This is a genomic window from Pseudomonas sp. MPR-R2A5, from assembly GCF_058793055.1.
In genome coordinates this window covers 48,500-72,474 of record NZ_JBXAFK010000030.1, presented here as the reverse complement: position 1 = coordinate 72,474, position 23,975 = coordinate 48,500, and the positions used below count along the sequence as shown (strand labels likewise).

Below are 23,975 nucleotides of genomic sequence, written 5' to 3'. Positions count from 1 at the left end.
TTGCCCCCGATGGGGCCCTGACAGGCGCTAGATCAGCGTCTCGATGCGCAGCGAGTTGGTCGACCCCGGCTGCCCAAATGGCACCCCGGCGGTAATCACCAAGGTATCCCCGCGTTGCGCCATGCCCTGGGCCTGGGCGATCTCCAGCGCCGTCGAGCACACTTCATCCACCTGGCGCAGCCGGTCATTGACCACCGAGTGCACGCCCCACGCCACGCTCAAACGTCGCGCGGTCGAGAGGTTCGGCGTGAGGTTGAGGATCGGCGCCACCGGCCGTTCCCGCGCCGCGCGCAAGCTGGAGCTGCCCGACTCGCTGTAGTTCACCAGCACCGCCACCGGCAGGATGCTGCTGATGCGCCGGATCGCGCAGCTGATGGCATCCGACACCGTGGCATCCGCCTTGGGCCGGCTGACGTCGAGTTGGGCCTGGTAGTCCGGGCCGTTTTCCACCTGGCGGATGATCTTGCTCATCATCTGCACGGCTTCCAGTGGGTACTCGCCCGACGCCGTCTCCGCCGACAGCATCACCGCATCTGCGCCTTCGGCTACCGCATTGGCAACATCGGTGACTTCGGCGCGGGTCGGCGCCGGGGAGAAGCGCATGGATTCAAGCATCTGCGTGGCCACCACCACCGGTTTGCCCAACTGGCGGCAGGTGCTGATGATGTCCTTCTGGATTTGCGGCACGCTTTCGGCCGGTACCTCCACGCCCAGGTCGCCTCTGGCCACCATGATCGCATCGCTCAGTTCGGCAATTTCGTGCAGGCGCTGCACGGCCGAAGGCTTCTCGATCTTGGCCATCAGGAAGGCTTTGTCGCCAATCAGCTCGCGGGCTTCGCGGATGTCTTCCGGGCGCTGTACGAATGACAGTGCCACCCAGTCAACGCCCAGCTCCAGGCCGAAACTCAGGTCACGACGATCCTTGGCGGTCAGCGGGCTGAGTTCCAGCAGCGCCTGTGGGACGTTCACGCCTTTGCGGTCAGACAGTTCGCCGCCATTGAGTACGGTAGTGTCGATGGCATCGGTGTGCCTGGTGATCACCCGCAGGCGCAGTTTGCCGTCGTCCAGCAGCAGGTCCATGCCCGGTTCCAGGGCCTTGATGATTTCCGGGTGGGGCAGGTTGACCCGGCACTGGTCGCCCGGCGTCGGGTCCAGGTCCAGGCGCAACGCCTGGCCACGCACCAGTTGCACTTTGCCCTCGGCAAAACGCCCGACCCGCAGCTTCGGCCCTTGCAGGTCCATGAGGATGCCCAACGGGTAATTGAGCTGGCGCTCCACCTGGCGAATCCATTGGTAGCGCTGGGCGTGATCGGCATGCTCGCCGTGGCTGAAGTTGAGGCGGAAGATATTCACCCCGGCTTCCACCAGTTCGCGGATGTGATCGATACCGTCGGTGGCCGGGCCCAGGGTGGCGAGGATTTTGACTTTCTTGTCAGGCGTCATGTTGGGCAGTCTCAAGAATCAGAATGGCGCGAAAATCGTTGACGTTGGTGCGGGTCGGTTCGGTGATGATCAAGCCGTCGAGGGCGGCGAAGTAGCCGTAGCCGTTGTTGTCATCCAACTCATCGCTGGCTGAAAGGCCCAGCGCTTCGGCACGCGCGTAACTGCACGGGGTCATGATGGCGCCGGCGTTGTCTTCCGAGCCGTCGATGCCGTCAGTGTCGCCGGCCAGGGCGTACACGCCGGGCAAGCCCTTGAGGCTATCGGTGAGGCTCAGCAGGAATTCCGCATTGCGCCCGCCACGGCCATCGCCACGTACGGTGACGGTGGTTTCGCCCCCCGAGAGGATCACGCACGGCGCCGCCAGCGGTTGGCCGTGCTGCACGATCTGCCGCGCGATACCGGCGTGCACCTTGGCCACCTCCCGCGCTTCGCCTTCGAGGTCGCCGAGGATCAGCGGGCTGAAACCGGCCTGGCGCACTTTAACCGCGACGGCTTCCAGGGATTGCTGGGGGCGGGCGATCAGTTGGAAGTGGCTGCGGGTCAGTATCGGGTCGCCGGGCTTGATGGTTTCTGACGCCGGGTTCTGCAGCCAGCTGCGCACGGATGCCGGGGTGTCGATGCCGTAGCGGTTGAGGATCGCCAGGGCCTGTTGTGACGTACTTGGGTCGCCGACGGTCGGGCCGGAAGCGATGACCGTGGCCTGGTCACCCGGCACATCGGAAATTGCATAGGTATAGACCGTCGCCGGCCAGGCCGCCTTGGCCAGCCGTCCGCCCTTGATCGCCGAGAGATGCTTGCGTACGCAGTTCATCTCGCCGATGGTCGCGCCGGACTTGAGCAGGGCCTTGTTGACGGCCTGTTTGTCGGCCAGGCTGATGCCTTCGGCGGGCAGGGCCAGCAGGGCAGAGCCGCCGCCAGAGAGCAGGAAGATCACGCGGTCGTCTTCGCCAAGGTGGCTGATCAGTTCGAGCACTCGCTTGGCCACGGCCAGTCCGGCCGCATCCGGGACCGGATGCGCGGCTTCGACCACTTCGATTTTCTGGCACGGCGCGCCGTGGCCATAGCGGGTGACCACCAGGCCGCTGACTTCACCTTGCCAGCAATTTTCCACCACCAGCGCCATGGCGGCCGCGGCTTTGCCGGCGCCGATCACGATCACCCGACCGCTGCGGTCGGCGGGCAGGTAGGGTTCAAGGACTTGCCGGGGGTGGGCAGCGTCGATGGCTGTGGCAAACAGCTCGCGAAGCAGGTGTTGCGGATCGACCGACATAAGCGGGCTCCGGGGAATTTTTATTATTGGAAAGGTGGTGCAACCTGTAGGAGCGAGCTTGCTCGCGAAGGTCGTTAACGATAACGCGGGTAACCTGATACCCAGTGGCGCTCTCGGGTTTTTCGCGAGCGCGCTCGCTCCTACAGGGGACTGTGTAGAGGGGTTATTTATCGCGAATCGAGAAATTCGCCATATGCTCCAACCCCTTGATCAACGCCGAATGATCCCAGTTACCGCCGCCAATCGCCGTGCAGGTGCTGAATACCTGTTGGGTGCCGGCGGTGTTCGGCAGGTTGATCCCCAGTTCCTTGGCCCCGGCCAGCGCCAGGTTCAGGTCCTTCTGATGCAGGTTGATGCGAAAGCCCGGATCGAAGGTGCCCTTGATCATGCGTTCGCCGTGCACTTCGAGGATCTTCGACGAGGCAAAGCCACCCATCAGCGCTTCACGTACCTTGGCCGGGTCGGCGCCGTTTTTGGCCGCGAACAGCAGCGCTTCGGCCACCGCCTGGATATTCAGCGCGACGATGATCTGGTTGGCCACCTTGGCGGTCTGGCCATCGCCATTGCCACCGACCAGGGTGATGTTCTTGCCCATGGCCTGGAACAGCGGCAGGGCACGCTCAAAGGTCTGCGGTTCGCCGCCGACCATGATGCTCAAGGTGCCGGCCTTGGCGCCGACTTCACCGCCGGACACCGGGGCATCCAGGTACTGTGCGCCGGTCTCGTTGATCTTGGCGGCGAACGCTTTGGTCGCAGTGGGCGAGATCGAGCTCATGTCGATCACCACCTTGTTCGACGACAACCCGGCAGCCACGCCGTCGGCGCGGAACAGCACGTCATCGACCTGCGGAGTGTCGGGCACCATGACGATGATGAACTCGGCTTCCTGGGCAACTTGCTGCGGGTTGGCCAGGGCCACGGCACCGGCTGCGATCAGTGCTTCTGGCGCCTTGCCGTGATGCTCGGACAGGAACAGTTGGTGACCGGCTTTTTGCAGGTTGGCAGCCATAGGTTGGCCCATGATGCCGGTGCCGATAAATCCGATTTTAGCCATGATGAAATCCTCTTTTTATTAGCGCGGTCCGCCAGACACCGCAGATTCAAGGTGGGAGGGGGCTTGCTCCCGATAGCGGTGTGTTAGACGAAATGGTGTTGACTGACTCGCCGCCATCGGGGGCAAGCCCCCGCCCACATTTTGGTTTTGGGTGGTGCCTGTCAGATGGCGTTATGGGTTTTGAGCCAACCCAAACCCGCTTCGGTGGTGGTCAACGGCTTGTACTCACAGCCCACCCAACCCTGGTACCCAATCCGATCCAGATGTTCGAACAGGAAGCGATAGTTGATCTCCCCAGTCCCCGGCTCATTACGCCCCGGGTTATCCGCCAGCTGGATATGGTTGATCTCACTCAGGTGCGCGGCCATGGTGCGGGCCAGATCACCTTCCATGATTTGCATGTGATAGATGTCGTATTGCAGGAACAGGTTGGCGCTGCCCACCTGCTCGCGGATCGACAGGGCCTGGGCGGTGTTATTCAGGTAGAAGCCTGGAATATCACGGGTATTGATCGCCTCCATCACCAGCTTGATGCCCACTGCTTGCAGTTTGTCGGCGGCGTACTTGAGGTTGGCGACAAAGGTTTTTTCCAGGGTTGCATCATCAACGCCCTGGGGCCGGATACCCGCCAGGCAGTTGACCTGCGTATTACCCAGCACCTGGGCATAGGCGATGGCCAAGTTGACCCCCGCGCGGAATTCCTCGACCCGATCCGGGTGGCAGGCCAGGCCGCGTTCGCCCTTGGCCCAGTCACCGGCCGGCAGGTTGAACAGCACTTGGGTCAGGCCATGGGCATCCAACTGTGCCTTGATGTCGGCTGAGCTGAACTCGTAGGGGAACAGGTATTCCACCCCACTGAAGCCTGCCTCGGCAGCGGCTTTGAAGCGAGCAAGAAAGTCCTGTTCGGTAAACAGCATGGACAGGTTGGCGGCGAAGCGCGGCATAGGGTTCTCCTTAATCGAGCAGGGAAATGGCGGTCGGCGCATCATTGCCGACCAGGGCCAGGTCTTCGAATTCATTGACGGCGTTGATCTCGGTGCCCATGGAAATATTGGTCACGCGCTCCAGAATAATCTCAACGATCACCGGGACCTTGAATTCTTCGATCATCGTCTCGGCCTTGCGCAACGCCGGCGCAATCTGGCTCGGCTCGAACACGCGCAGGGCCTTGCACCCCAGGCCTTCGGCAACCGCGACGTGGTCCACGCCATAGCCGTTGAGTTCCGGGGCGTTGAGGTTGTCGAAGGACAGCTGCACGCAGTAGTCCATTTCAAAGCCACGCTGGGCCTGGCGGATCAGCCCCAGGTAGGAATTGTTCACCACCACGTGGATGTACGGCAGCTTGAACTGCGCACCCACGGCCAGCTCTTCGATCATGAACTGGAAGTCATAGTCGCCGGACAGCGCCACCACTTTGCGGCTCGGGTCGGCCTTGACCACGCCCAGCGCTGCCGGGATGGTCCAGCCCAATGGGCCAGCCTGGCCGCAGTTGATCCAATGGCGTGGCTTGTAGACGTGCAGGAATTGCGCGCCGGCAATCTGCGACAGGCCGATGGTGCTGACGTAGCAGGTGTCTTTGCCGAACACCTGGTTCATCTCTTCGTACACCCGTTGCGGCTTGACCGGCACGTTGTCGAAGTGGGTCTTGCGGTGCAGGGTGGCTTTGCGCTGCTGGCAATCATGCAGCCAGGCGCTGCGGTCCTTGAGTAAGCCTGCGGCTTTCCACTCGCGGGCCACTTCGATAAACATCGTCAGGGCGGCGCCCGCGTCGGAAACAATACCCAGGTCGGGGGTGAAGACGCGGCCGATCTGCGTCGGCTCAATGTCGACGTGAATGAATTTACGCCCCTGGGTGTACACCTCCACCGAGCCCGTGTGGCGGTTGGCCCAGCGGTTGCCGATGCCCAGCACCACATCTGACTTGAGCAGCGTGGCGTTGCCGTAACGGTGGGAGGTTTGCAGGCCGACCATGCCCACCATCAGCGGGTGATCGTCCGGGATGGTGCCCCAGCCCATCAGGGTCGGGATCACTGGAATGCCGGTCAGCTCGGCGAACTCCACCAGCAGCTCGCTGGCGTCGGCGTTGATCACGCCGCCACCGCTTACCAGCAGCGGGCGTTCGGCCTGGTCCAGCAGTGCCAGGGCTTTCTCCACCTGGATGCGTGTGGCCAGGGGTTTGGCCAGGGGCAGTGGCTGGTAGGCGTCGATATCGAATTCGATCTCGGCCATCTGCACGTCGAACGGCAGGTCGATCAGCACCGGACCGGGGCGGCCGGAGCGCATTTCGTAGAAGGCTTTCTGGAACGCGTAGGGCACCTGGCCGGGTTCCAGGACGGTGGTTGCCCATTTGGTCACCGGCTTGACGATGCTGGTGATGTCCACGGCCTGGAAGTCTTCCTTGTGCATGCGTGCCCGCGGCGCCTGGCCGGTGATGCACAGGATCGGGATCGAGTCGGCCGAGGCGCTGTAGAGGCCGGTGACCATATCGGTGCCCGCCGGGCCCGAAGTGCCGATGCACACGCCGATATTGCCGGCCTTGGTGCGGGTGTAGCCCTCGGCCATGTGCGAGGCGCCTTCAACGTGGCGAGCAAGGACGTGATCGATGCCACCCACTTTCTGCAAGGCCGAATACAGTGGGTTGATCGCGGCGCCTGGGATACCGAAGGCGGTGTCCACGCCTTCACGGCGCATCACTAAAACGGCGGCTTCGATTGCTCTCATTTTGCTCATTGTTTTGGTGCCTCTTGCGTTTTGTAATTGTATACAAGTGGTGTTTGTCCAAAGTGTATTCACGGCGAGCGACATAGGTCAATGCATTTTATGTGCGGTCCTTTGCGTTCGTCGGAAGGCAGTTTTTCGACGGATGGAGGGTTTGTTAAGAAATATTGTATACAATAAATAAAATAATTGTGTTCTATTTGTTTGATCGAGCATCTGATCAAACAGACCTCCACGGCGTTACCCATAACAAGATAAGGACGGCACCATGAGCGCTTTAACCTTGAAAATTGCCACCCAACTGGCCAGCCAGGCCCTTACCGCTGGCCGTACGATTTCAGCCGCGCCGCTGACCATCGCGGTACTGGACAGCGGCGGTCACTTGATCACCCTGCAACGGGAAGACGGTGCCAGCCTGCTGCGCCCGCAAATCGCCATCGGCAAGGCCTGGGGGGCGATCGCCTTGGGCAAAGGCTCACGCCTGCTGGCGCTGGATGCGCAGCAGCGCCCGGCGTTTATCGCGGCGTTGAACAGCCTGGGGCAGGGCAGCGTGGTGCCGGCACCGGGCGGGGTGTTGATTCGCGATCAGGCGGGGTTGGTGTTGGGGGCGATCGGGATCAGTGGGGATACGTCGGATATTGACGAGCAGTGTGCGATCACGGCGATCGAGGGGGTGGGGTTGATGGCGGATGCGGGGGTGTCAGCTTGAGGATTGGGTGACTGTCAGGGCCTCATCGGGGGCAAGCCCCTCCCACATTTTGAACTGCGAACATGGTCAAAATTGTGGGAGGGGGCTTGCCCCCGATTGGCCCAGGCCCCCCGGTGTATCAGTCCGGCTCACACCCCTTGAGCACCAACCGAATAATCGTCTGCGCCGCGGCTTCATAATCGGCCTCATCCAGCTTGGCTTTGCCGGTCACCGCCGAGATCTGCCAGTCAAAATCCGCATATGTCTGCGTCGCCGCCCAGATGCTGAACATCAGGTGATTTGGATCGATCGGTGCAATCAACCCGCGATCCACCCAGCTCTGGATGCAGTCGATATTGTGCTTGGCCTGGGCGTTGAGCTGTTCAACCTGCTCGGTGCTCAGGTGCGGGGCGCCATGCATGATTTCGCTGGCGAACACCTTGGAGGCGAACGGCAGGTCGCGGGAGATACGGATTTTCGAGCGGATGTAGTTGCTGAGCACCACCGAAGGCTCACCCTCGGGGTTGAACGGCGTGGAAGCCGCCAGGATCGGCTCGATAATGCTCTCGAGCACCTCGCGGTAGAGGTTGTCCTTGGACTTGAAGTAGTAATAGACGTTGGGCTTGGGCAACCCGGCCTTGGCGGCGATGTCGCTGGTCTTGGTCGCGGCGAAGCCCTTGTCGGCAAACTCCTCGCTGGCCGCCCGCAGGATCTTTTCTTTGTTGCGCTCGCGAATGGTGCTCATAAAGTGCTCAGTCTCACAGATACTGTTTTTTTTTGACGGCGTCTGTTGCCGCCATTCTGCGTCGCCGCTCCTCCCCCTAGCGAGCTATGAGTCGTCGCGGCTCCTTGCCTGACGACAACAGCCACTCGCCAAAAGAGAAACGTATCTATGAAACTGAGCACGGGATGTTTCCTTGCCAGGACAGGCGGTCGGGCATGGTAGCACCGGCTTCGCGCGAGCCTCAAGAATGCGCCATTGCCGCGCTTTCCCTGGGCTGCGTTTGCCATTACCGTATCGGCTCTTTTGCAGTGGTCGATTGCCGATGGACACCTCTGAAAAAAACGTGATTACGTCCCTGGATGTGGCCCGGCATGCCGGTGTTTCGCGCTCGGCGGTGTCGCGCACGTTCACCCCGGGTGCCAGCGTGGCCCCCGCCACCCGCGAAAAGGTGCTGGCCTCGGCCAAGGCCCTGGGTTATCAGGTCAATATGATTGCCCGCACCATGAACAAGGGCAGCAGCAACTTTGTCGGTGTGGTCACTGCCGGTTTCGACAGTGCGTTTCGCGCCAGCCTCTTGAGCCCCATCGCCCATAGCCTGAGCCGTCGTGGCTTGATGCCCTTGTTGATGAATGCCGATGACCCGGCGCAGCTTGAGCAGTCGTTGCATGCGTTGCTCAGCTACCAGATTGCCGGGGTGATCCTGACCTCGGCCTCGCCGCCGTTGTCGGTGGTCCAGCATTACCTGGATCGGCAGATTCCGGTGGCGATGATCAACCGTGGCCATGAACTGGCCGGGGCTGAAGTGGTGGGCAGTGATAACCGCGCCGGTGGGCGTATGGCTGCCGATGCCTTGCTCAAGGGCGGCGCGCGGCGCCTGGCGTTTGTGGGCCAGGGCGCGCATAACTTCAGCAGCCGCGAGCGCTGGCTGGGGTTTTCCCAGCGCCTGGCCGAGGTGGGGGTCGAGGCGCAGACGGTGTTTAATGAAACCCCGGGTTATCAGGGCGGCATGCAGGCGTTGCTGGCGTTGTTCAGCCAGGGGGAGGGACCGGACGCGATCTTCTGTGCAACCGATATGCTGGCACTCGGGGTGATGGACGCATTGCGCTTTACGTTGCACCTCCAGGTGCCGCAACAGGTGCAGGTGATCGGCTTTGACGATATCGCCCAGGCTGCGCAATTGGCCTACGACCTGACCACCGTGCGCCAGGACAGTGTGCAACTGGCGCAACGCGCCGTCGGTGCTATCGTCGCGCGGGGGGAGAACTTCATGCGGGTCGCTGAATTCGAGCCGGTGCCTGTGACCTTGATCGAACGCGGCACGACGAAAATTCAGAAATAAAATTTCAATAATAGCTTGAAGAGAAAATTTATTTCGTGTTGTATGGGCAGTAATCGGTGAATGGCCGGCCTCCCCAAAAAGGCGTGCCTTCACTTTTTTTTCCCGAACGATTGCACACGTGTGCAATCGACGCTGAAGGTAAGGCTTATGACACAAGCAGAGACATTACCGCGCCTCGATCATCTGGCCGCGCGTTACGCGCTGGTGCGTCAGGTCGCGATGGAAGCCGCGCGGCGTGGCATGACGTATTACCAGCAGCGCGAGCAATTGCATGTTGAACATAAAGGGGCTGTCCCCCAGGACGTGGTCAGCATCGCCGACCGCGAGTTGGAGGTGTTTATCAAGGCGCGCCTGGCCGAGCAGTTTCCCGAGGATGGCTTCGTGGGCGAGGAGGGCGGCGCGGCCGGCTTGCAAGCGCGTTGTGTGTGGGTGGTCGACCCCATTGACGGTACCAGTTGCTTCGTCAATGGCCTGCACACCTGGTGCGTGTCCATCGGCCTGCTGGTGGACGGTCAACCCTGGCTCGGTGCCGTGGCCGACGCCAACCACAACGAGCTGTTCCACGCCTGCCGCGGCCTGGGCGCCTATGTGAATGACACGCCGATCCGGGTCAGCCCGGCCGCCGATATTCGATACGGTGTGACCGGCGTCGGCACCTCCCACCGGCGTGGCAAGGAGCACTTCATCCCGTTTCTCACTGGCTTGCTGGAGGGCGGCGGCATGTTTATTCGCAATGGTTCCGGCGCGCTGATGATCGCCTACGTCGCGGCTGGGCGCCTGGTGGGCTACTACGAAACCCATATCAACAGTTGGGATTGTGCGGCGGGGTTGGTGCTGGTCAGTGAAGCCGGTGGCCGTTGCAGCGATTTCCTGCGCGGTGATGGTCTGCTCGGCGGCAACCCGTTGCTGGTGGCCAGCGCCCAGGTGTACCCGCAACTGGCCGAGTTGATCGGCCCGTCACTGGAGGCTTGAGCCCTTTTTACGATCTGCGTTTGAACGTACAGCGAATAATAACAATAGGAGACTGTCCGCCATGAATTCCCTGCTGTCCTTGTTCCATGCCGCGCCTGCGCGACCTCTGGTGGCCGACCCCGATGGGCGACGTTTTCGCCGGGTGCGTTGGCTGACCTTTTTATCCATGTCCCTGAGCTATGCGCTGTTCTACGTGTGCCGGCTGTCCTTCAATGTGGCCAAGCCGGCGCTGGTGGGGCAGAACCTGCTCAGCCCAACGCAACTGGGCATGATCGGTTCCGCGCTGTTCTTCACCTATGCCGTGGGTAAGCTGGTCAACGGCTTCCTGGCCGACCATGCCAATGTGCGGCGCTTCATGATGCTCGGGTTGTTGATCAGCGCGGTGGTCAACGCCTGCATGGGCCTGACCACCAACGCGATCATTCTCACCCTGGCCTGGGGTCTGAACGGTTGGGCCCAGTCCATGGGCGTGGGGCCGTGCGTGGTGTCGTTGTCGCGCTGGTACGCCGACAAGGAGCGCGGCACGTTCTATGGCTTCTGGTCGATTGCCCACAGCCTGGGCGAGGCGTTGACCTACATCGCAGTCGCCGCCGTGATCGTCACCTGGGGCTGGCAGTACGGCTATTTCCTGGCGACTGCCATGGGCGTGCTCGGTATGTTGCTGATCTACCTGTTCATGGCCGACTCGCCGCAGAGCGCAGGCTTTGCAGAAGTGGACGGTGGCCGCGAAGAAGTGCTGTTGAAGACCGTCGGCAAGTGGGGCGCGCAATTGGCACTCCTGAAAAATCCGGCGCTGTGGCTGCTGGCCCTGGCCTCCTGCCTGATGTATATCGGCCGCTATGCGGTGATTTCCTGGGGCGTGTTCTTCCTTGAAAACGCCAAGGGCTACAACACATTGTCGGCTTCGGCGCTGATCTCCATCACCGGTGTATTCGGCATTGTCGGCACGGGCCTCAGTGGGCTGGTGTCCGATCGCTTCTTCGATGGCCGGCGTCATGGCCTGGCGATCCTGTTCGGCTTGATGAACAGTGCGTCGCTGGGGATGTTTCTGTTCCTGCCTGGGGGCCACTACTGGCTGGATGCGCTGGCCATGATGTTGTTCGGCCTTTCCATGGGCGCGTTGCTGTGTTTTCTCGGCGGCTTGATGGCCGTGGACATTGCCGCCAAAAGCGCAGCCGGTGCAGCGCTGGGCATGATCGGCATTGCCAGCTACGCCGGGGCAGCGGCGGGCGAGATTCTCACCGGGGTGTTGATCGAACACGGCACCACCCTGGCCCAGGACGGCAGCAAGCTGTACGACTTCCATACCCTGTCGCTGTTCTGGCTGGGCGCTTCGCTGATTTCGGTATTGATGACCGCGCTGTTTTCCGGGCAAGTTCACCGCCGTAAACGAAAACAACAGCTTTTGATCGATACCCCGTTAACTAACTGACCACCTCTTGGTTTCACCCGTTCCGAGTCATCGGAAGCCGTACCGCTGTGCGCGTAAAACAGCAAAGTTGTCGTGTCATCCACAATAAAAATAACAGGTAAAAACATGAAGAAATTGAGCGCTGGACATCATAAGAAAGCATTAAGGCGATATTCGTTTATTGGTCTGGTCATTGCCTCTAGCACCACCCAGGCGCTGGAACTGGACTACCAGCACCAGTATTCGGAAGTGGAGCGTGAGCATAAGGACAAGGTGATGCTGACCCAGGCCCTGGACAATGGCCTGGCGTTCTCCTTCGAAGCGGTGATGGCCACCGCGCCCGACAGCGACGGCCAGCCGGGCAAGGCGTTTTCGCGGCTGACCAAGGACGAACTCAAGGCCAAGGTCAAGTACAGCCACAAGTTGGGGGCCAAGTGGAAGGTCAAGCCCAAGTTCACCTATGCCGACGGCAAGGATAAGAAATCCTATAAGCCGTCGTTGAAAGTGTCCTATGCCATCACTGATAAGTTCTCCATTACCCCGGGGTATTACCACAAACTCACGCGGTATGACGAAGAGGGCAAGGCGGATAAACACGACGATGCGCTGGAGTTGGGCGCCAAGTACAAGTTTGGCCTGTTGTCGGTCGGTGTCGGGCGCAAGCAGATATACAGCAATCAGATTGTCTTCGACGGTACACGCCAGAATTACAGCAATAAGCTGCTGTTCGAATACAAACTCACCAACTACTTGACCCCATACCTGGAAGTGGCCGACGTGTATGTCGACAAGAACACTGACCAGCGCCAGGCCCGCTACCGCGTGGGCTTCTCCTACGAATTCTGATGAAAGGAACCTGAGCATGACCCTATTCAATCGTATGGGCCTGGCTGCGGCTGCGCTGATGCTATGCACCGGCCTCCAGGCTGCCGAAGCCAGCCATTACGTGCTGGAAAAAGCCGTGCAGGTCAGCCGCCATGGCGTGCGCTCACCCACCGATACCGACAAGCTGGTCAAAGCTACCGGCCGTGCCTGGACCCCATGGCTGGTGCAGGATGGCGAACTGACCGGCCATGGCTACCTGGCCGCCAGTTACATGGGCGCCTGGCAAGCGGCGTATTACCGCGATGCCGGCCTGTTGGCCAGTGGCTGTCCGCAAGCTGGGAGCCTGGTCGCCGTGGCCAGTCCCAAGCAGCGCACGCGTTCCACCGCCGCCGCGCTGCTCGATGGCATGTTCCCCGGCTGCGGCGAAAAAGCCCTTGCACGCAACAAGCCAGACCCGTTGTTCCAGACAGATGAAATGCCTTTCGCCAAGATCGACTCGGCCATCGCCAAGGCCCAGATCCTGCAAGCCCTGGGCGGTAACCTGCAAGCCGCCGAGGAGCGCCTGCGCCCGGACCTGGAGCGCCTGAAAAACGCGGTATGCGAAGTGGGCAAGGCGTGCCCGTTCTTCGACACGCCATGGGCCTTGAAAGAAGGGGATGGCGGGCTGTTCAAGATCAAGGGGTTGGATAAGGCGTCGTCGATGGCCGAGACCATTCGCCTGCAGTACAGCGAGGGCATGCCCCTGACCGATGTCGCCTTCGGCCATGCTCGCGATGCTGCGCAAGTCTCGGCCCTGGGGCGTCTGCACCGGGCCAAATACGACTTCATCAACGACACGCCGCACATTGCCAGCCGTGGCGGCTCGCAGTTGATGAACCAGATTGTGCTGGCCCTGGAACAGGGCACCCCCTTGGAGAAAAATGATCCGCTGGGCAACCCGCCGCCGGCGCGCCTGTTGATGCTGGTGGCCCACGACACCAATATCTCGCACCTGCGCACGATGCTCGGGTTTACCTGGCAACTTGGCGAGTATCAGCCGGGCAATATCCCGCCCACCGGCACCTTGGCGTTCGAGCGCTACCGCGACACCCAGACCGGTGAGCGCTTCATCCGCACGCGGTTTATCACCCAGGGCATGGATCAGATACGCGCCCTGCAACGTCTGGGGCCTGAGCATCCACCGTTGCAAGCCGACTTCGATCAGCCAGGCTGCCAGCACACCGCTGTTGGTACCCTGTGCCCGATGGCGCAGTTTGTCGAGCGCACGGGTCGCGCCATCGACCGCACGGCGCTGACCGCTTACCGCTATCCCTGATCCGGCATGGCCATTCCCGTTCGTCCAGCGTGGGAATGGCCCTCCGTAGACCCGACACAGGACACCGTTATGTTCGCTTGCTTCGTACGATTGACCCCCTTGTTACTGGCCGGTCTGGTTTCACTCCAGACCCAGGCCGCACCCGCCGACGGTTTTGTGCTGGACAAGGTGGTGCAGGTCAGCCGCCACGGCGTACGCCCGCCCACCGACAGTGCGAAACTGGCCAAGGTCACCGGTCGCGCGTTGCCCAATTGGTCGGTGCCGGATGGGCATTTGACCGGCCACGGTTACGCAGCGGCCGTGGAGATGGGCCGCTATCGTGGCCAGGTCTTGCGCGCCGCCGGCCTGCTGCCCAATGGCTGCCCGGCGCCCGGTGAAGTGTTTGTGCGCGCCAGCCCCCTGCAACGCACCCAGGCCACGGCGTCGGCGTTGCTCGATGGCCTGTTTCCTGGCTGCGGGTTGCAACCGAGCGTGGTGCAGGGCGATAAGGATGCGCTGTTCCAGGCCGACAAAATGCCTTTCGCTCGCCTGGACCCGCAGCGCGCTGAAGACAGCGTGCTGGCCCGCATGGGCGGTAGCGTGGCCGGTGCTCAAGCCCGTTACCACGAGGCTGAACAGCAATTGCGCAAGGTGATCTGCGGTACGTCCGGCGCGTGTGCCTACGCGGCTGAGCCTTGGCAATTGACCCAGGATGAAGACGGTCGCCTGGCGATCAAGGGGTTGAACACCCAAGCCAACCTCGGCGAGACCTTTCGCCTGGAGTACAGCGAAGGCTTGCCGCTGGATCAAGTCGCCTTTGGCCATGGGCGCAGTGCGCAGCAGGTGTCTCAACTGACTGCGTTGACCAAGGCCAAGTACGACTTCATCAACGACAGCCTGTACATCGCCAGCCGCGGTGGTTCGCAACTGATGAACCAGATTTCCCTGGCGCTCAAACAAGGCACGCCACAGGCCGCGCCAGACCCCCTGGGCATGCCGCCCGACGCGCGTTTCACCCTGCTGGTGGCCCATGACACCAATATTTCCTACCTGCGCACGCTGCTGGGGTTTCGCTGGACCCTGGGGGACTACCTGGAGGGCAATATCCCGCCGGTGGGCAGCCTGCAATTCGAGCGCTACAAGCAGGTCGCGAGCGGGCGCTATTTCCTGCGGGTGGCGTTCGAGGCGCAGTCCCTGGAGCAGATTCGTCAGTTGACGCCGTTGTCGATGTCTCAGCCGCCGTTACACGCCGATATGGCCGGTGCTGAGGGCTGTGTCGACACAAACGCGGGCGTACTGTGTCCATTAGCCAGTGCCTTGCAACGGCTGGATCGAAACATCGATCGCACCGCGCTGACGCCTTACCACTATCCATAACCCCCCGAGCCTCCTATCCTCGGCAAAACTTTTCCGAGGAGCGGAACATGGCAGGAAGCAGCTTACTGGTACTGATCGACGACATCGCCGCCGTCCTCGACGATGTCGCCCTGATGACCAAGATGGCCGCCAAGAAGACCGCCGGCGTGCTCGGCGATGACTTGGCGCTCAACGCCCAGCAAGTTTCCGGTGTGCGCGCCGAACGGGAAATTCCGGTGGTGTGGGCGGTGGCCAAGGGCTCGTTTATCAACAAGTTGATCCTGGTGCCCACTGCGCTGTTGATCAGTGCTTTCGCGCCCTGGGCAGTGACTCCGTTGTTGATGCTCGGCGGCGCCTACCTGTGTTTCGAAGGCTTCGAGAAACTCGCGCATAAATTCCTGCACAGCAAAGCTGAAGACCAGGCCGAACACACGCAATTGGTCGAAGCCGTGGCCGACCCGGCAACCGATCTGGTGGCCTTTGAAAAGGACAAGATCAAAGGGGCGATCCGCACCGACTTTATCCTCTCGGCGGAAATCATCGCCATCACCCTCGGCACCGTGGCCGATGCGCCCTTGATGCAACAGGTGATCGTGCTGTCGGGCATTGCCATTGTCATGACCATCGGCGTCTACGGACTGGTGGCCGGTATCGTCAAGCTGGATGACTTGGGCCTGTGGCTCACCCAGAAGCCCGGCCAGATGGCGCGCAGTATCGGCGGCGGGATCCTGCGGGCGGCGCCGTACATGATGAAGAGCTTGTCGGTGATAGGGACGGCGGCGATGTTCCTGGTCGGCGGCGGCATCCTGACCCATGGCGTGCCGGTGGTGCATCACTGGATCGAGGGCGTGAGCCAGAGCACCGGTGGATTGGCGTGGTTGATGCCGACGTTACTGAATGCGGTGGCGGGGGTTATTGCGGGTGCGCTCGTATTGGCGCTGGTCAGCGTGGTGGGCAAGACCTGGAAAGCGCTCAAGGCATAAATCGCCGACACAAAAAAAAAGGCCATTCAATCGAATGGCCTTTTTTGTCGGCGTTATTTACTCGGCAATCTGCAACTTGCGTGATTCGGTATAGATGTAGCGCACCTTCTCGTACTCGAACGGCGAGTTCATCTGACCGTAGCGGAAGCTGGTCTGGTAGCGCTTGTCGACGGCACGCAGGGCCCAGATTTCCGGGTGGTTGGAGCTGACTTCGGAGACGTTCAGGAAGTTGATCTCGGTTTCGGCACCGTAGTCGACGATCAGGCCGGTGGTGTCGCGCAGGTTCGACGGGCCGAAGATCGGCAGCACCAGGTAGGCGCCGCCGGGTACGCCGTAGAAGCCCAGGGTCTGGCCGAAGTCTTCGCTCTGGCGCGGTAGGCCCATGGCGGTAGCCGGGTCCCACAGGCCGGCGATGCCGATGGTGGTGTTGAGCAACAGGCGCCCGGTGGTTTCCAGGGAGCGATGGCCCTTGAGCTGCAACAGGCTGTTCAACAGATTGGGGACGTCGCCCAGGTTGTTGAAGAAGTTGCTCACGCCGGTCCGCAGGAAGCTTGGCGTGACGTAGCGGTAACCGTCGACCACCGGCAGGAACACCCATTGGTCGAAGCGGTAGTTGAAGTGGTAAACGCGGCGGTTCCACGACTCCAGCGGGTCATACACGTTGAGTGCGGTGAGCGACGAACGCTCGAACTCGCGTTGGTCCAGGCCCGGGTTGAACTTGAGTTTGGTCAGCGGTTCCTTGAAACCGTCGGAGTCTACTACGGTGGGTGTGTGGGCCTTGCTGTTGTCGGCATTGGCCACGCCTGCGCACATTAAAGCGGCGAGCAGAAGAAGATATTTAGCCACGGAAGAACTCCAGCATGGCGTCGGCGTTGACGCGGTAATTGAGGTTGCCGCAGTGGCCGCCCAGTGGGTAGACGGTCAAGCGATCGCCGAAGGTTTTACGTAGGAAACCGAGGTCGCCGGGGCCCAGGATCACGTCGTCGGCATTGTGCATGACGGCGATTTTCGGGCTGTCGTGCAGGTAGTCCTTGAGGGCGTACAGGCTGACCTGGTCAACCAGTTGCAACAGACTGCCGCCATCGGAACGGGCGCGCCACATCGGGATTACCTGCTCAGTGAGGTAGCAGTCGAAGTCGCATTGCAGCGCACGCTTGAGGAACGGCGTGAGGCTGGTGCCTTCGGTGATCGGGTACTTCGGCGGGATGATCAGGCCGCGGCGGTTGATCAGGTCCGAGGTGAAGGCGATGTCGGCCGCCGAGAAGCGAAACGAGGTGCCGATCAGCATGGCCATCTGTTCGTTGGTCAGGTGCTGCTTGGAGTTCTGGAAGTCGTAGAGTAGGGCATCGTTGAGGTCGATGTAGCCCTTTTGCTGGAAGTAGCGGGTCAGTTTATTCAGCACCAGCTCATAGAAAGTGGTGGTGTTGTTGATGCCCTTGACCTCGGTCTGTACCAGCTTGTCGAGGTTGGTGACGGAGGTATACAGGTTGACCGGTGGGTTAAGCAGCAGCACTTTCTTGAAGTTGAAGCTGCGACGGGTCTCGTCGAGCTTGCTGACAAACGCCGCGTCCAGGGCGCCAAGGCTGTAGCCGGTAAGGTAGAAGTCGGTCACCGGCAGCGAGGCGTTCTGTGCGCGCACGGCCTGCATCACGCGGTACATATCTTCGGCATCTTCCTGGCTGATGCCGGGGGTGGCGAAGCGCGAAGCCGAGGCGATGAAGTCGAAGCTGGTCGGCGAAGACAACTGCACCACGTGGTAGCCGGCCTGGTAATACAGCTTTTTCAGGTACTCGTTGATGCTGCTGTCAAAGCGCGCGCCGGTGCCGGCGATCAGGAAGATCAGCGGCGCGGCGCGATCCTGCTTGGCGATTCGGTAGGTCAGTTTCTTCACCGCCCAGAAATTGTCGGGCAGGCTGAATTCGCGCTCGGGGCGCATGTTCAGGGTGTAGTCGGACTGGTTGATCTCGTCGTCGGTCGGCAGTTTGGGCCGAAGGTCAGGCGGGGTGGTGGCGATGGTCGCTTCGAACGGGTTCGTCAAAGGGAAGCCATAGCTGGCTTGGTCAATGTCGACGGCCAGTGCTGACGCACTCAAAAATAGGCTGCCCAGCAAGGCAGCACAGCGCAAGGAACGGAGCATGACTTAATCCCTAAGAGGAAACGTGCTGAATGAAGTTCGCAGGCTATGACCACCGCGTTGCCACCGAAGTGCCAGCCTTCGGCACGAAAAGTCGGAAAAAAACGTCGGAATCGGGGTAATAGTCGGCAGACGATACACTTTGCCACGTATTGGTGAACACTAATTGTGTGTATGTATCTTGCTAACGGCCGCTGGCGCATTAAGCTGAGCGCCGTTTTTGCCTTTCGGAGTGCCCCATGTCCCGCCGCTTGCCGTTGATCCTGCTGCTTATCGCCCTGCCGTTATGGCTGGCTGCCAGTTATGCCGCACGTTACGGCTTCATGGAGGATGGCCAGTGGGTTGGCATCTGTGCCGATGAGGCCAGCCGCTGGGAATGCCAGGTGCGGTCGAACCTGGGCTTGATGATTCACTTCAAAGTGATGGGCTGGGCTGCGTTGGTGACCTCGGTGCTGGCGTTTTTCGTGCCGGGTCGTGCGGGGTGGGGCTTGGCCGTGTTGGGCCTGGTGTTCGGGTTCCCGGCCCTGGCGTTGTACAACACCACGTTTGCGGTGTTTGCGGTAGTGATTGCGGGGTTGCGGTTGGTCAGGCAGCCGCGGGGCGCCTGATAGGGCTGATCCGAAGCGTAGCCCCCTCCCACATTTGTAAGGAGAGGGCGACAGCCGATGGCGGTCTTAAGCCTTGCGCATCCGCAAGCACCGCCACAAGGCCACAACCATCAACACGCTGACCAGCGCCCAGCCCCATGCCTGCTGGTTGAACAGCCCTTCGCGGTACAGCTGCGGCGCAATGCCGGCACCGATGATAAAGGTCAGCAGGGCAATTTCCCGGCGCGGCCCGGTCACTGGGCGAACCAGATAGACCAAGGCGGGCAGTACCAGCGCGGCACTTGGGAAGCTGCGATAACGTGGGTCGAACACCAGTGCCAGCATCATCACCGCGCCCGCGAACCCGGCCGTCGCCACCAGCCAACCGGCGCGGTGCTCCAGCCAGTCGAAGGCACGCGCGCGCCAACCATGGCGAGTGCTCAGGGCCAGGGCGGCATGGGCCAGCACCAGCAGGTTCAGCGCCACCAGCAAGCCGGCCCATACCCACTCATCATTAAAGCGTGCGGTCACGCGGGTGAGTTCGGCCCAGGTGCCGATAGAGCAGGCCGCGACGCCCCCCAGCAGCGGCAACAACCAGGCAGCGCGGGTGCTGCGGACGCGGCCACCGAGCACCAGGGTACCCAGCAGGATAAGCCCGCCCATGCCCAGCCATAGTGGCCAGTACGGCACATTGGTCACCGGGCCAGCAAGGATGCCCTTGTCCTGGCGATCCGCATCGAACAGGCCCCAGTAACCGCCTACGGCGCCTTCGCTGGCGCGCTTCCACGGTTGGTCGAAGGCTTCGATCAGGTTGTAGCGCCAGCCGTTGGCCTCAGCCATGGCGACAAAACCACGCATGAACTTGGCTTCATTGACTCGGCTCGGCACGGCGGTTTCGCGCTGGCGGCCTTCGCTCGGCCAGCCGGTCTCGCCGATCATCACGTCCTTGGGGGCGAACTTATTGCCGAAGGTCTGGCGCACATCCCCTACATGCTTGAGCGCCTGGTCGATGCCCGACGGGTCATCTTCCCAGTACGGCAGCAGGTGAATGGTCAGGAAATCCACCGCCGGGGCGATTTCCGGGTGTTGCAGCCAGAACTCCCAGACATCGGCGTAGGTGACCGGCTGCTTGATCTGGCTTTTGACTTTATGGATCAGCTTCACCAACTGCGCGGCGGTGACTTCCTTGCGCAGCAGGGTTTCGTTGCCGACGATCACCGAGGTCACCACGTCGGCGTTGGCATTGGCCGAGGCGATCAGGGCGTCGACTTCTTTCTCGGTGTCGACGGGGTTACTGTTGACCCAGGCGCCGATCATCAACTTCAACCCATGCTTGCGCGCCAGGTCCGGCAAGGCTTCCAGGCCGGTCATGGAATAGGTGCGGATGCATTCGAAGCGGGTGGCGAGCAGGGCCAGGTCGGCGTCCATGCGCTCGGGGCGCAGCGTGAACGGCTGGTCGAACGGCGATTGGTCCTTGTCGAATGGCGTGTAGGACGCACATTGCAGCTTGTGGCTGGCGCTGGCGACGTCCGGCAGGACCACCGGCCGGCCGAGGCCATACCAGTAGCCGACAAGGGCAAGCACGGCAAGGATCAGGGCGAAGCAATAGGGCAGGGCAGGGAAGCGGGCATTGGCGGGCATGGTCGGCTTATCTGGGGGGGCAAAGGCGCGCATCTTACCCGGATTTAGCCCGTCCCAGTGCAGCAGCATAATTTTGACATGCAAAGTTCGGGCGGGATTGTGGCGCTATGTCCTACAAAATGACTTGCTGGCGATGTGATGTCGTTTCTTGCTTACCTGAGGTCGCGGACAGAGCAGGTCGAAGATTGGCGCAGGTTGATGATCGAAGTGTCAGCACTCCACTGATGTCGCAACAGCCGAATCGATGCGCGTGAAGGGGGCGCGGTGCACCACATAACAACAGGTTGACGTCGCTCGGCATCCGTCGGGCGCAGCACTTTCGGGGAAGTACTATGAAGATGCGACGACTCTTGGGCGCAGCTGCCACTCTGGTAGTTGCGATGGGCTCCACACTGGCCAGCGCCGACAGCAAGACCCTGAGCATCGGCTACGTGGACGGCTGGTCCGACAGCGTTGCCACCACCCATGTGGCGGCAGAGGTGATCAAGGAAAAGCTCGGTTATGACGTGAAACTGCAAGCGGTCGCCACCGGGATCATGTGGCAGGGTGTGGCCACCGGCAAGCTCGACGCCATGCTCTCCGCCTGGCTGCCCGTGACGCACGGTGAGTACTGGGCCAAGAACAAGGACAAAGTGGTCGACTACGGCCCCAACTTCAAGGATGCGAAGATCGGCCTGATCGTGCCGGAGTACGTCAAGGCCAAGTCCATCGAAGACCTCAAGACCGATACCACCTTCAAGAACAAGATCGTTGGGATTGACGCCGGTTCAGGCGTGATGCTCAAGACCGACGAAGCCATCAAGGCTTATGGCCTGGACTACAAGCTGCAAGCCAGCTCCGGCGCCGCAATGATCGCCGAACTGACCCGTGCCGAAGACAAGCAGGAATCCATCGCGGTCACCGGTTGGGTGCCACACTGGATGTTCGCCAAGTGGAAACTGCGTTTCCTGGACGATCCAAAAGGGATTTATGGTGCTGCTGAAACCGTCAACAGCATCGGCAGCAAGGGCCTGGAGAAGAAAGCGCCGGAAGTCGCGGCCTTCCTGAAGAAATTCCAGTGGGCCTCCAAGGACGAAATCGGCGAAGTCATGCTGGCCATTCAAGAGGGCGCCAAGCCTGATGCAGCGGCCAAGGATTGGGTTGCAAAGCACCCTGAGCGTGTAGCCGAGTGGATCGGTAAGTAACAGACCCTGATATACCTTTGTGGGAGGGGGCTTGCCCCCGATGGCAATCTGTCAGCTATCGATGTGCTGGCTGACACACTGTCATCGGGGGCAAGCCCCCTCCCACATTAATTTCATCCCTTGCAAATCCTCCTGCATTCTCCCGATCCCTCGCTACACTCGATCTAAGACTAAGGTCGTCTGGAACCTCTACGGCAGCCGCATACAGTGGATACGTTCCAATAATAAAAAAGCTGTGCTGCGAGGATAAAAACAATGAACGACAGCATTTACCTCTCGATTCAAAACAGCCCGCGCTTCAAGGAGCTGGTGAGAAAAAGGGAAAGGTTCGCCTGGATTCTCTCGGCGATCATGCTAGGGCTTTACTCCGGATTCATCCTGTTGATCGCCTACGGGCCGCAAATACTGGGCGCTAAACTCAGCCCCGGTTCATCCATCACCTGGGGAATCCCCATCGGTGTCGGGCTGATTGTCTCGGCCTTTGTGCTCACCGGCATCTACGTGCGACGCGCCAACGGCGAATTCGACGACCTGAACAATGCGATTCTCAAGGAGGCTGCGCAATGATCCGTCGTCTATTGGCTGTATTCGGCGCTTCGGTCTTCGCGCCCGCTGTCTGGGCGGCGGATGCATTGACCGGTGAAGTGCACAAACAACCGCTGAATATTCCAGCGATCCTGATGTTCGTGGCCTTTGTCGGCGCGACATTGTGCATTACCTATTGGGCATCCAAGCGCAACAAGTCGGCGGCCGACTACTACGCGGCCGGCGGCAAGATCACCGGTTTCCAGAACGGCCTGGCGATTGCCGGCGACTATATGTCGGCCGCGTCCTTCCTGGGGATTTCCGCACTGGTCTATACCTCTGGCTACGATGGCCTGATCTACTCGATCGGCTTCCTGGTGGGCTGGCCGATCATTTTGTTCCTGATCGCCGAGCGCCTGCGTAACCTGGGCAAATACACGTTTGCCGACGTGGCGTCCTACCGCCTCGGGCAAACCCAGATCCGCAGCCTGTCGGCGTGTGGCTCGCTGGTGGTGGTTGCGTTCTACCTGATTGCGCAGATGGTTGGCGCGGGCAAGCTGATCCAACTGCTGTTCGGCCTGGATTACCATGTGGCGGTGATCCTGGTGGGTATCCTGATGTGCATGTACGTGCTGTTCGGCGGCATGCTGGCAACCACCTGGGTGCAGATCATCAAGGCCGTGCTGCTGTTGTCCGGTGCCTCGTTCATGGCGCTGATGGTGATGAAGCACGTCAACTTCGACTTCAACATGCTGTTTTCCGAGGCGATCAAGGTTCACCCTAAAGGTGAGGCGATCATGAGCCCCGGCGGTTTGGTGAAAGACCCGATCTCGGCATTGTCCCTGGGCCTGGCGCTGATGTTCGGTACCGCCGGCCTGCCGCACATCCTGATGCGCTTCTTCACGGTGAGCGATGCCAAGGAAGCGCGTAAGAGCGTGCTGTATGCCACTGGCTTTATCGGCTACTTCTACATCCTGACCTTCATCATCGGCTTCGGCGCGATCCTGCTGGTCAGTACCAACCCGGCGTTCAAGGATGCGGCAGGTGCCTTGCTGGGCGGTAACAACATGGCGGCGGTGCACCTGGCCAATGCGGTGGGCGGCAGTATCTTCCTGGGCTTCATCTCGGCCGTGGCGTTTGCCACCATCCTGGCAGTGGTAGCCGGCTTGACCCTCGCGGGTGCCTCGGCGGTGTCCCATGACCTGTACGCCAGCGTGATCAGGAAGGGCAGGGTCAACGAGAAGGACGAGATCCGTGTCTCGAAGATCACCACCATCGCCCTGGCGGTGCTGGCTATCGGCCTGGGTATCCTGTTCGAAAGCCAGAACATTGCGTTCATGGTCGGCCTGGCGTTCTCCATCGCCGCCAGCTGTAACTTCCCGGTGTTGCTGCTTTCCATGTACTGGAAGAATCTCACCACCCGTGGCGCGATGATCGGCGGCTGGTTGGGTCTGGTCAGCGCGGTGGGCCTGATGATCCTGGGGCCAACCATTTGGGTCTCGATCCTGCACCATGAGAAAGCGATCTTCCCGTACGAATATCCGGCGTTGTTCTCGATGATCATTGCGTTCATCGGTATCTGGTTCTTCTCCATCACCGACAAGTCGGCGGCGGCAGTCAAGGAACGTGCGCTGTACTTCCCGCAGTTTGTGCGTTCGCAGACTGGCCTGGGGGCGAGTGGGGCGGTTTCTCACTAAGGTAGTAGCTGGATAAGGAAATGCCCCGGTCGAAAGGCCGGGGCATTTTTTTGTCTGGGGTTCCGGGTTGTCTGTACCAATGTCATCGGGGGCAAGCCCTAATGCCATTCAGTTAAGCGTACATCGCCTT

The 23,975-nt window shown here is 61.1% G+C and carries 21 protein-coding genes; 12 read left to right on the top strand and 9 right to left on the bottom strand.

Annotation, left to right across the window (positions count from 1 at the left end; genetic code table 11):
* Positions 1–27 precede the first annotated feature (27 nt).
* From pyk to gcl, 5 genes are all read right to left on the bottom strand, one after another.
* Complete coding sequence (gene pyk / locus AC1Q6I_RS20965) at positions 28–1,443, bottom strand: pyruvate kinase (RefSeq protein WP_024074278.1); 1,416 nt, start codon at positions 1,441–1,443, stop codon at positions 28–30.
* Positions 1,433–2,713, bottom strand: a complete 1,281-nt coding sequence (locus tag AC1Q6I_RS20960) for a glycerate kinase type-2 family protein (RefSeq protein ID WP_069075576.1) — start codon at positions 2,711–2,713, stop codon at positions 1,433–1,435. Before AC1Q6I_RS20960 ends, pyk begins: the two co-directional genes overlap by 11 nt.
* Positions 2,714–2,876: 163 nt before the next feature.
* Positions 2,877–3,767, bottom strand: coding sequence for a 2-hydroxy-3-oxopropionate reductase (locus tag AC1Q6I_RS20955; protein WP_102624100.1), 891 nt, complete (start codon positions 3,765–3,767; stop codon positions 2,877–2,879).
* Between the two features lie 161 nt (positions 3,768–3,928).
* Complete coding sequence (hyi, locus tag AC1Q6I_RS20950; RefSeq protein WP_069075577.1) at positions 3,929–4,711, bottom strand: hydroxypyruvate isomerase; 783 nt, start codon at positions 4,709–4,711, stop codon at positions 3,929–3,931.
* Between the two features lie 10 nt (positions 4,712–4,721).
* Entirely contained in the window at positions 4,722–6,497 is a 1,776-nt protein-coding gene (gcl, locus tag AC1Q6I_RS20945; RefSeq protein WP_069075578.1) for a glyoxylate carboligase, read from the bottom strand.
* Positions 6,498–6,753: 256 nt separating this feature from the next.
* Here gcl and AC1Q6I_RS20940 point away from each other — a divergent pair, with 256 nt between their 5' ends.
* A complete protein-coding gene (locus AC1Q6I_RS20940; RefSeq protein WP_024074283.1) occupies positions 6,754–7,194 on the top strand; it encodes a GlcG/HbpS family heme-binding protein in 441 nt (146 codons plus the stop codon).
* Positions 7,195–7,312: 118 nt separating this feature from the next.
* Here the strand turns inward: AC1Q6I_RS20940 and AC1Q6I_RS20935 are convergent, their stop codons facing one another.
* Positions 7,313–7,918 carry a TetR/AcrR family transcriptional regulator gene (locus AC1Q6I_RS20935; protein WP_024074284.1) on the bottom strand — a complete coding sequence of 202 codons (606 nt, stop codon included), beginning with the start codon at positions 7,916–7,918 and terminating at the stop codon, positions 7,313–7,315.
* Between the two features lie 301 nt (positions 7,919–8,219).
* On the opposite strand from AC1Q6I_RS20935, the gene AC1Q6I_RS20930 reads away from it, so the two are divergent.
* The 7 genes from AC1Q6I_RS20930 to AC1Q6I_RS20900 all read left to right on the top strand — a co-directional run bounded on the left by AC1Q6I_RS20930 (position 8,220) and on the right by AC1Q6I_RS20900 (position 16,077).
* Positions 8,220–9,236, top strand: coding sequence for a LacI family DNA-binding transcriptional regulator (locus AC1Q6I_RS20930; RefSeq protein WP_024074285.1), 1,017 nt, complete (start codon positions 8,220–8,222; stop codon positions 9,234–9,236).
* A gap of 147 nt (positions 9,237–9,383) precedes the next feature.
* A complete protein-coding gene (locus AC1Q6I_RS20925; RefSeq protein WP_024074286.1) occupies positions 9,384–10,208 on the top strand; it encodes an inositol monophosphatase family protein in 825 nt (274 codons plus the stop codon).
* 61 nt (positions 10,209–10,269) lie between these two features.
* Entirely contained in the window at positions 10,270–11,640 is a 1,371-nt protein-coding gene (locus tag AC1Q6I_RS20920; RefSeq protein ID WP_024074287.1) for an MFS transporter, read from the top strand.
* Positions 11,641–11,745: 105 nt separating this feature from the next.
* Positions 11,746–12,465, top strand: a complete 720-nt coding sequence (locus tag AC1Q6I_RS20915) for an oligogalacturonate-specific porin KdgM family protein (RefSeq protein WP_024074288.1) — start codon at positions 11,746–11,748, stop codon at positions 12,463–12,465.
* Between the two features lie 16 nt (positions 12,466–12,481).
* Positions 12,482–13,759 carry a histidine-type phosphatase gene (locus tag AC1Q6I_RS20910; protein ID WP_102624101.1) on the top strand — a complete coding sequence of 426 codons (1,278 nt, stop codon included), beginning with the start codon at positions 12,482–12,484 and terminating at the stop codon, positions 13,757–13,759.
* Between the two features lie 69 nt (positions 13,760–13,828).
* Positions 13,829–15,115: a histidine-type phosphatase gene (locus tag AC1Q6I_RS20905; protein WP_102624102.1), complete on the top strand. Its 1,287-nt coding sequence runs from the start codon at positions 13,829–13,831 to the stop codon at positions 15,113–15,115.
* A gap of 47 nt (positions 15,116–15,162) precedes the next feature.
* Positions 15,163–16,077 (top strand): DUF808 domain-containing protein, encoded by a 915-nt coding sequence (locus tag AC1Q6I_RS20900; protein WP_102624103.1) that lies wholly within the window; start codon positions 15,163–15,165, stop codon positions 16,075–16,077.
* A 57-nt stretch (positions 16,078–16,134) separates the two neighbouring features.
* On the opposite strand, the gene AC1Q6I_RS20895 is transcribed toward AC1Q6I_RS20900, so the two are convergent.
* Positions 16,135–16,923, bottom strand: coding sequence for an MlaA family lipoprotein (locus AC1Q6I_RS20895; protein ID WP_024074292.1), 789 nt, complete (start codon positions 16,921–16,923; stop codon positions 16,135–16,137).
* Positions 16,916–18,214, bottom strand: a complete 1,299-nt coding sequence (locus tag AC1Q6I_RS20890; protein ID WP_024074293.1) for a serine protein kinase PrkA — start codon at positions 18,212–18,214, stop codon at positions 16,916–16,918. The genes AC1Q6I_RS20895 and AC1Q6I_RS20890 overlap by 8 nt, the downstream gene beginning before the upstream one ends.
* Positions 18,215–18,450: 236 nt before the next feature.
* Between AC1Q6I_RS20890 and AC1Q6I_RS20885 the strand changes: the two genes are divergently transcribed.
* Positions 18,451–18,819, top strand: a complete 369-nt coding sequence (locus tag AC1Q6I_RS20885; RefSeq protein ID WP_024074294.1) for a hypothetical protein — start codon at positions 18,451–18,453, stop codon at positions 18,817–18,819.
* Between the two features lie 66 nt (positions 18,820–18,885).
* On the opposite strand, the gene AC1Q6I_RS20880 is transcribed toward AC1Q6I_RS20885, so the two are convergent.
* Complete coding sequence (locus AC1Q6I_RS20880) at positions 18,886–20,439, bottom strand: glycoside hydrolase family 17 protein (protein WP_024074295.1); 1,554 nt, start codon at positions 20,437–20,439, stop codon at positions 18,886–18,888.
* Between the two features lie 332 nt (positions 20,440–20,771).
* Between AC1Q6I_RS20880 and AC1Q6I_RS20875 the strand changes: the two genes are divergently transcribed.
* The 3 genes from AC1Q6I_RS20875 to AC1Q6I_RS20865 all read left to right on the top strand — a co-directional run bounded on the left by AC1Q6I_RS20875 (position 20,772) and on the right by AC1Q6I_RS20865 (position 23,845).
* Positions 20,772–21,623, top strand: coding sequence for a glycine betaine ABC transporter substrate-binding protein (locus tag AC1Q6I_RS20875; RefSeq protein WP_024074296.1), 852 nt, complete (start codon positions 20,772–20,774; stop codon positions 21,621–21,623).
* Between the two features lie 255 nt (positions 21,624–21,878).
* Complete coding sequence (locus AC1Q6I_RS20870; protein WP_024074297.1) at positions 21,879–22,190, top strand: DUF485 domain-containing protein; 312 nt, start codon at positions 21,879–21,881, stop codon at positions 22,188–22,190.
* Complete coding sequence (locus AC1Q6I_RS20865; protein ID WP_024074298.1) at positions 22,187–23,845, top strand: cation acetate symporter; 1,659 nt, start codon at positions 22,187–22,189, stop codon at positions 23,843–23,845. Before AC1Q6I_RS20870 ends, AC1Q6I_RS20865 begins: the two co-directional genes overlap by 4 nt.
* The last annotated feature ends 130 nt before the right edge of the window (positions 23,846–23,975 follow it).

Coding starts and splice junctions, on each gene's coding strand:
- AC1Q6I_RS20875 (WP_024074296.1), top strand. CDS start 20,772: ATGAAGATGCGACGACTCTTGGGCGCAGCTGCCACTCTGGTAGTTGCG.
- AC1Q6I_RS20885 (WP_024074294.1), top strand. CDS start 18,451: ATGTCCCGCCGCTTGCCGTTGATCCTGCTGCTTATCGCCCTGCCGTTA.
- AC1Q6I_RS20960 (WP_069075576.1), bottom strand. CDS start 2,713: ATGTCGGTCGATCCGCAACACCTGCTTCGCGAGCTGTTTGCCACAGCC.
- AC1Q6I_RS20890 (WP_024074293.1), bottom strand. CDS start 18,214: ATGCTCCGTTCCTTGCGCTGTGCTGCCTTGCTGGGCAGCCTATTTTTG.
- AC1Q6I_RS20865 (WP_024074298.1), top strand. CDS start 22,187: ATGATCCGTCGTCTATTGGCTGTATTCGGCGCTTCGGTCTTCGCGCCC.
- AC1Q6I_RS20920 (WP_024074287.1), top strand. CDS start 10,270: ATGAATTCCCTGCTGTCCTTGTTCCATGCCGCGCCTGCGCGACCTCTG.
- AC1Q6I_RS20880 (WP_024074295.1), bottom strand. CDS start 20,439: ATGCCCGCCAATGCCCGCTTCCCTGCCCTGCCCTATTGCTTCGCCCTG.
- gcl (WP_069075578.1), bottom strand. CDS start 6,497: ATGAGCAAAATGAGAGCAATCGAAGCCGCCGTTTTAGTGATGCGCCGT.
- AC1Q6I_RS20925 (WP_024074286.1), top strand. CDS start 9,384: ATGACACAAGCAGAGACATTACCGCGCCTCGATCATCTGGCCGCGCGT.
- AC1Q6I_RS20900 (WP_102624103.1), top strand. CDS start 15,163: ATGGCAGGAAGCAGCTTACTGGTACTGATCGACGACATCGCCGCCGTC.
- AC1Q6I_RS20910 (WP_102624101.1), top strand. CDS start 12,482: ATGACCCTATTCAATCGTATGGGCCTGGCTGCGGCTGCGCTGATGCTA.
- pyk (WP_024074278.1), bottom strand. CDS start 1,443: ATGACGCCTGACAAGAAAGTCAAAATCCTCGCCACCCTGGGCCCGGCC.
- hyi (WP_069075577.1), bottom strand. CDS start 4,711: ATGCCGCGCTTCGCCGCCAACCTGTCCATGCTGTTTACCGAACAGGAC.
- AC1Q6I_RS20935 (WP_024074284.1), bottom strand. CDS start 7,918: ATGAGCACCATTCGCGAGCGCAACAAAGAAAAGATCCTGCGGGCGGCC.
- AC1Q6I_RS20915 (WP_024074288.1), top strand. CDS start 11,746: ATGAAGAAATTGAGCGCTGGACATCATAAGAAAGCATTAAGGCGATAT.
- AC1Q6I_RS20955 (WP_102624100.1), bottom strand. CDS start 3,767: ATGGCTAAAATCGGATTTATCGGCACCGGCATCATGGGCCAACCTATG.
- AC1Q6I_RS20905 (WP_102624102.1), top strand. CDS start 13,829: ATGTTCGCTTGCTTCGTACGATTGACCCCCTTGTTACTGGCCGGTCTG.
- AC1Q6I_RS20930 (WP_024074285.1), top strand. CDS start 8,220: ATGGACACCTCTGAAAAAAACGTGATTACGTCCCTGGATGTGGCCCGG.
- AC1Q6I_RS20870 (WP_024074297.1), top strand. CDS start 21,879: ATGAACGACAGCATTTACCTCTCGATTCAAAACAGCCCGCGCTTCAAG.
- AC1Q6I_RS20940 (WP_024074283.1), top strand. CDS start 6,754: ATGAGCGCTTTAACCTTGAAAATTGCCACCCAACTGGCCAGCCAGGCC.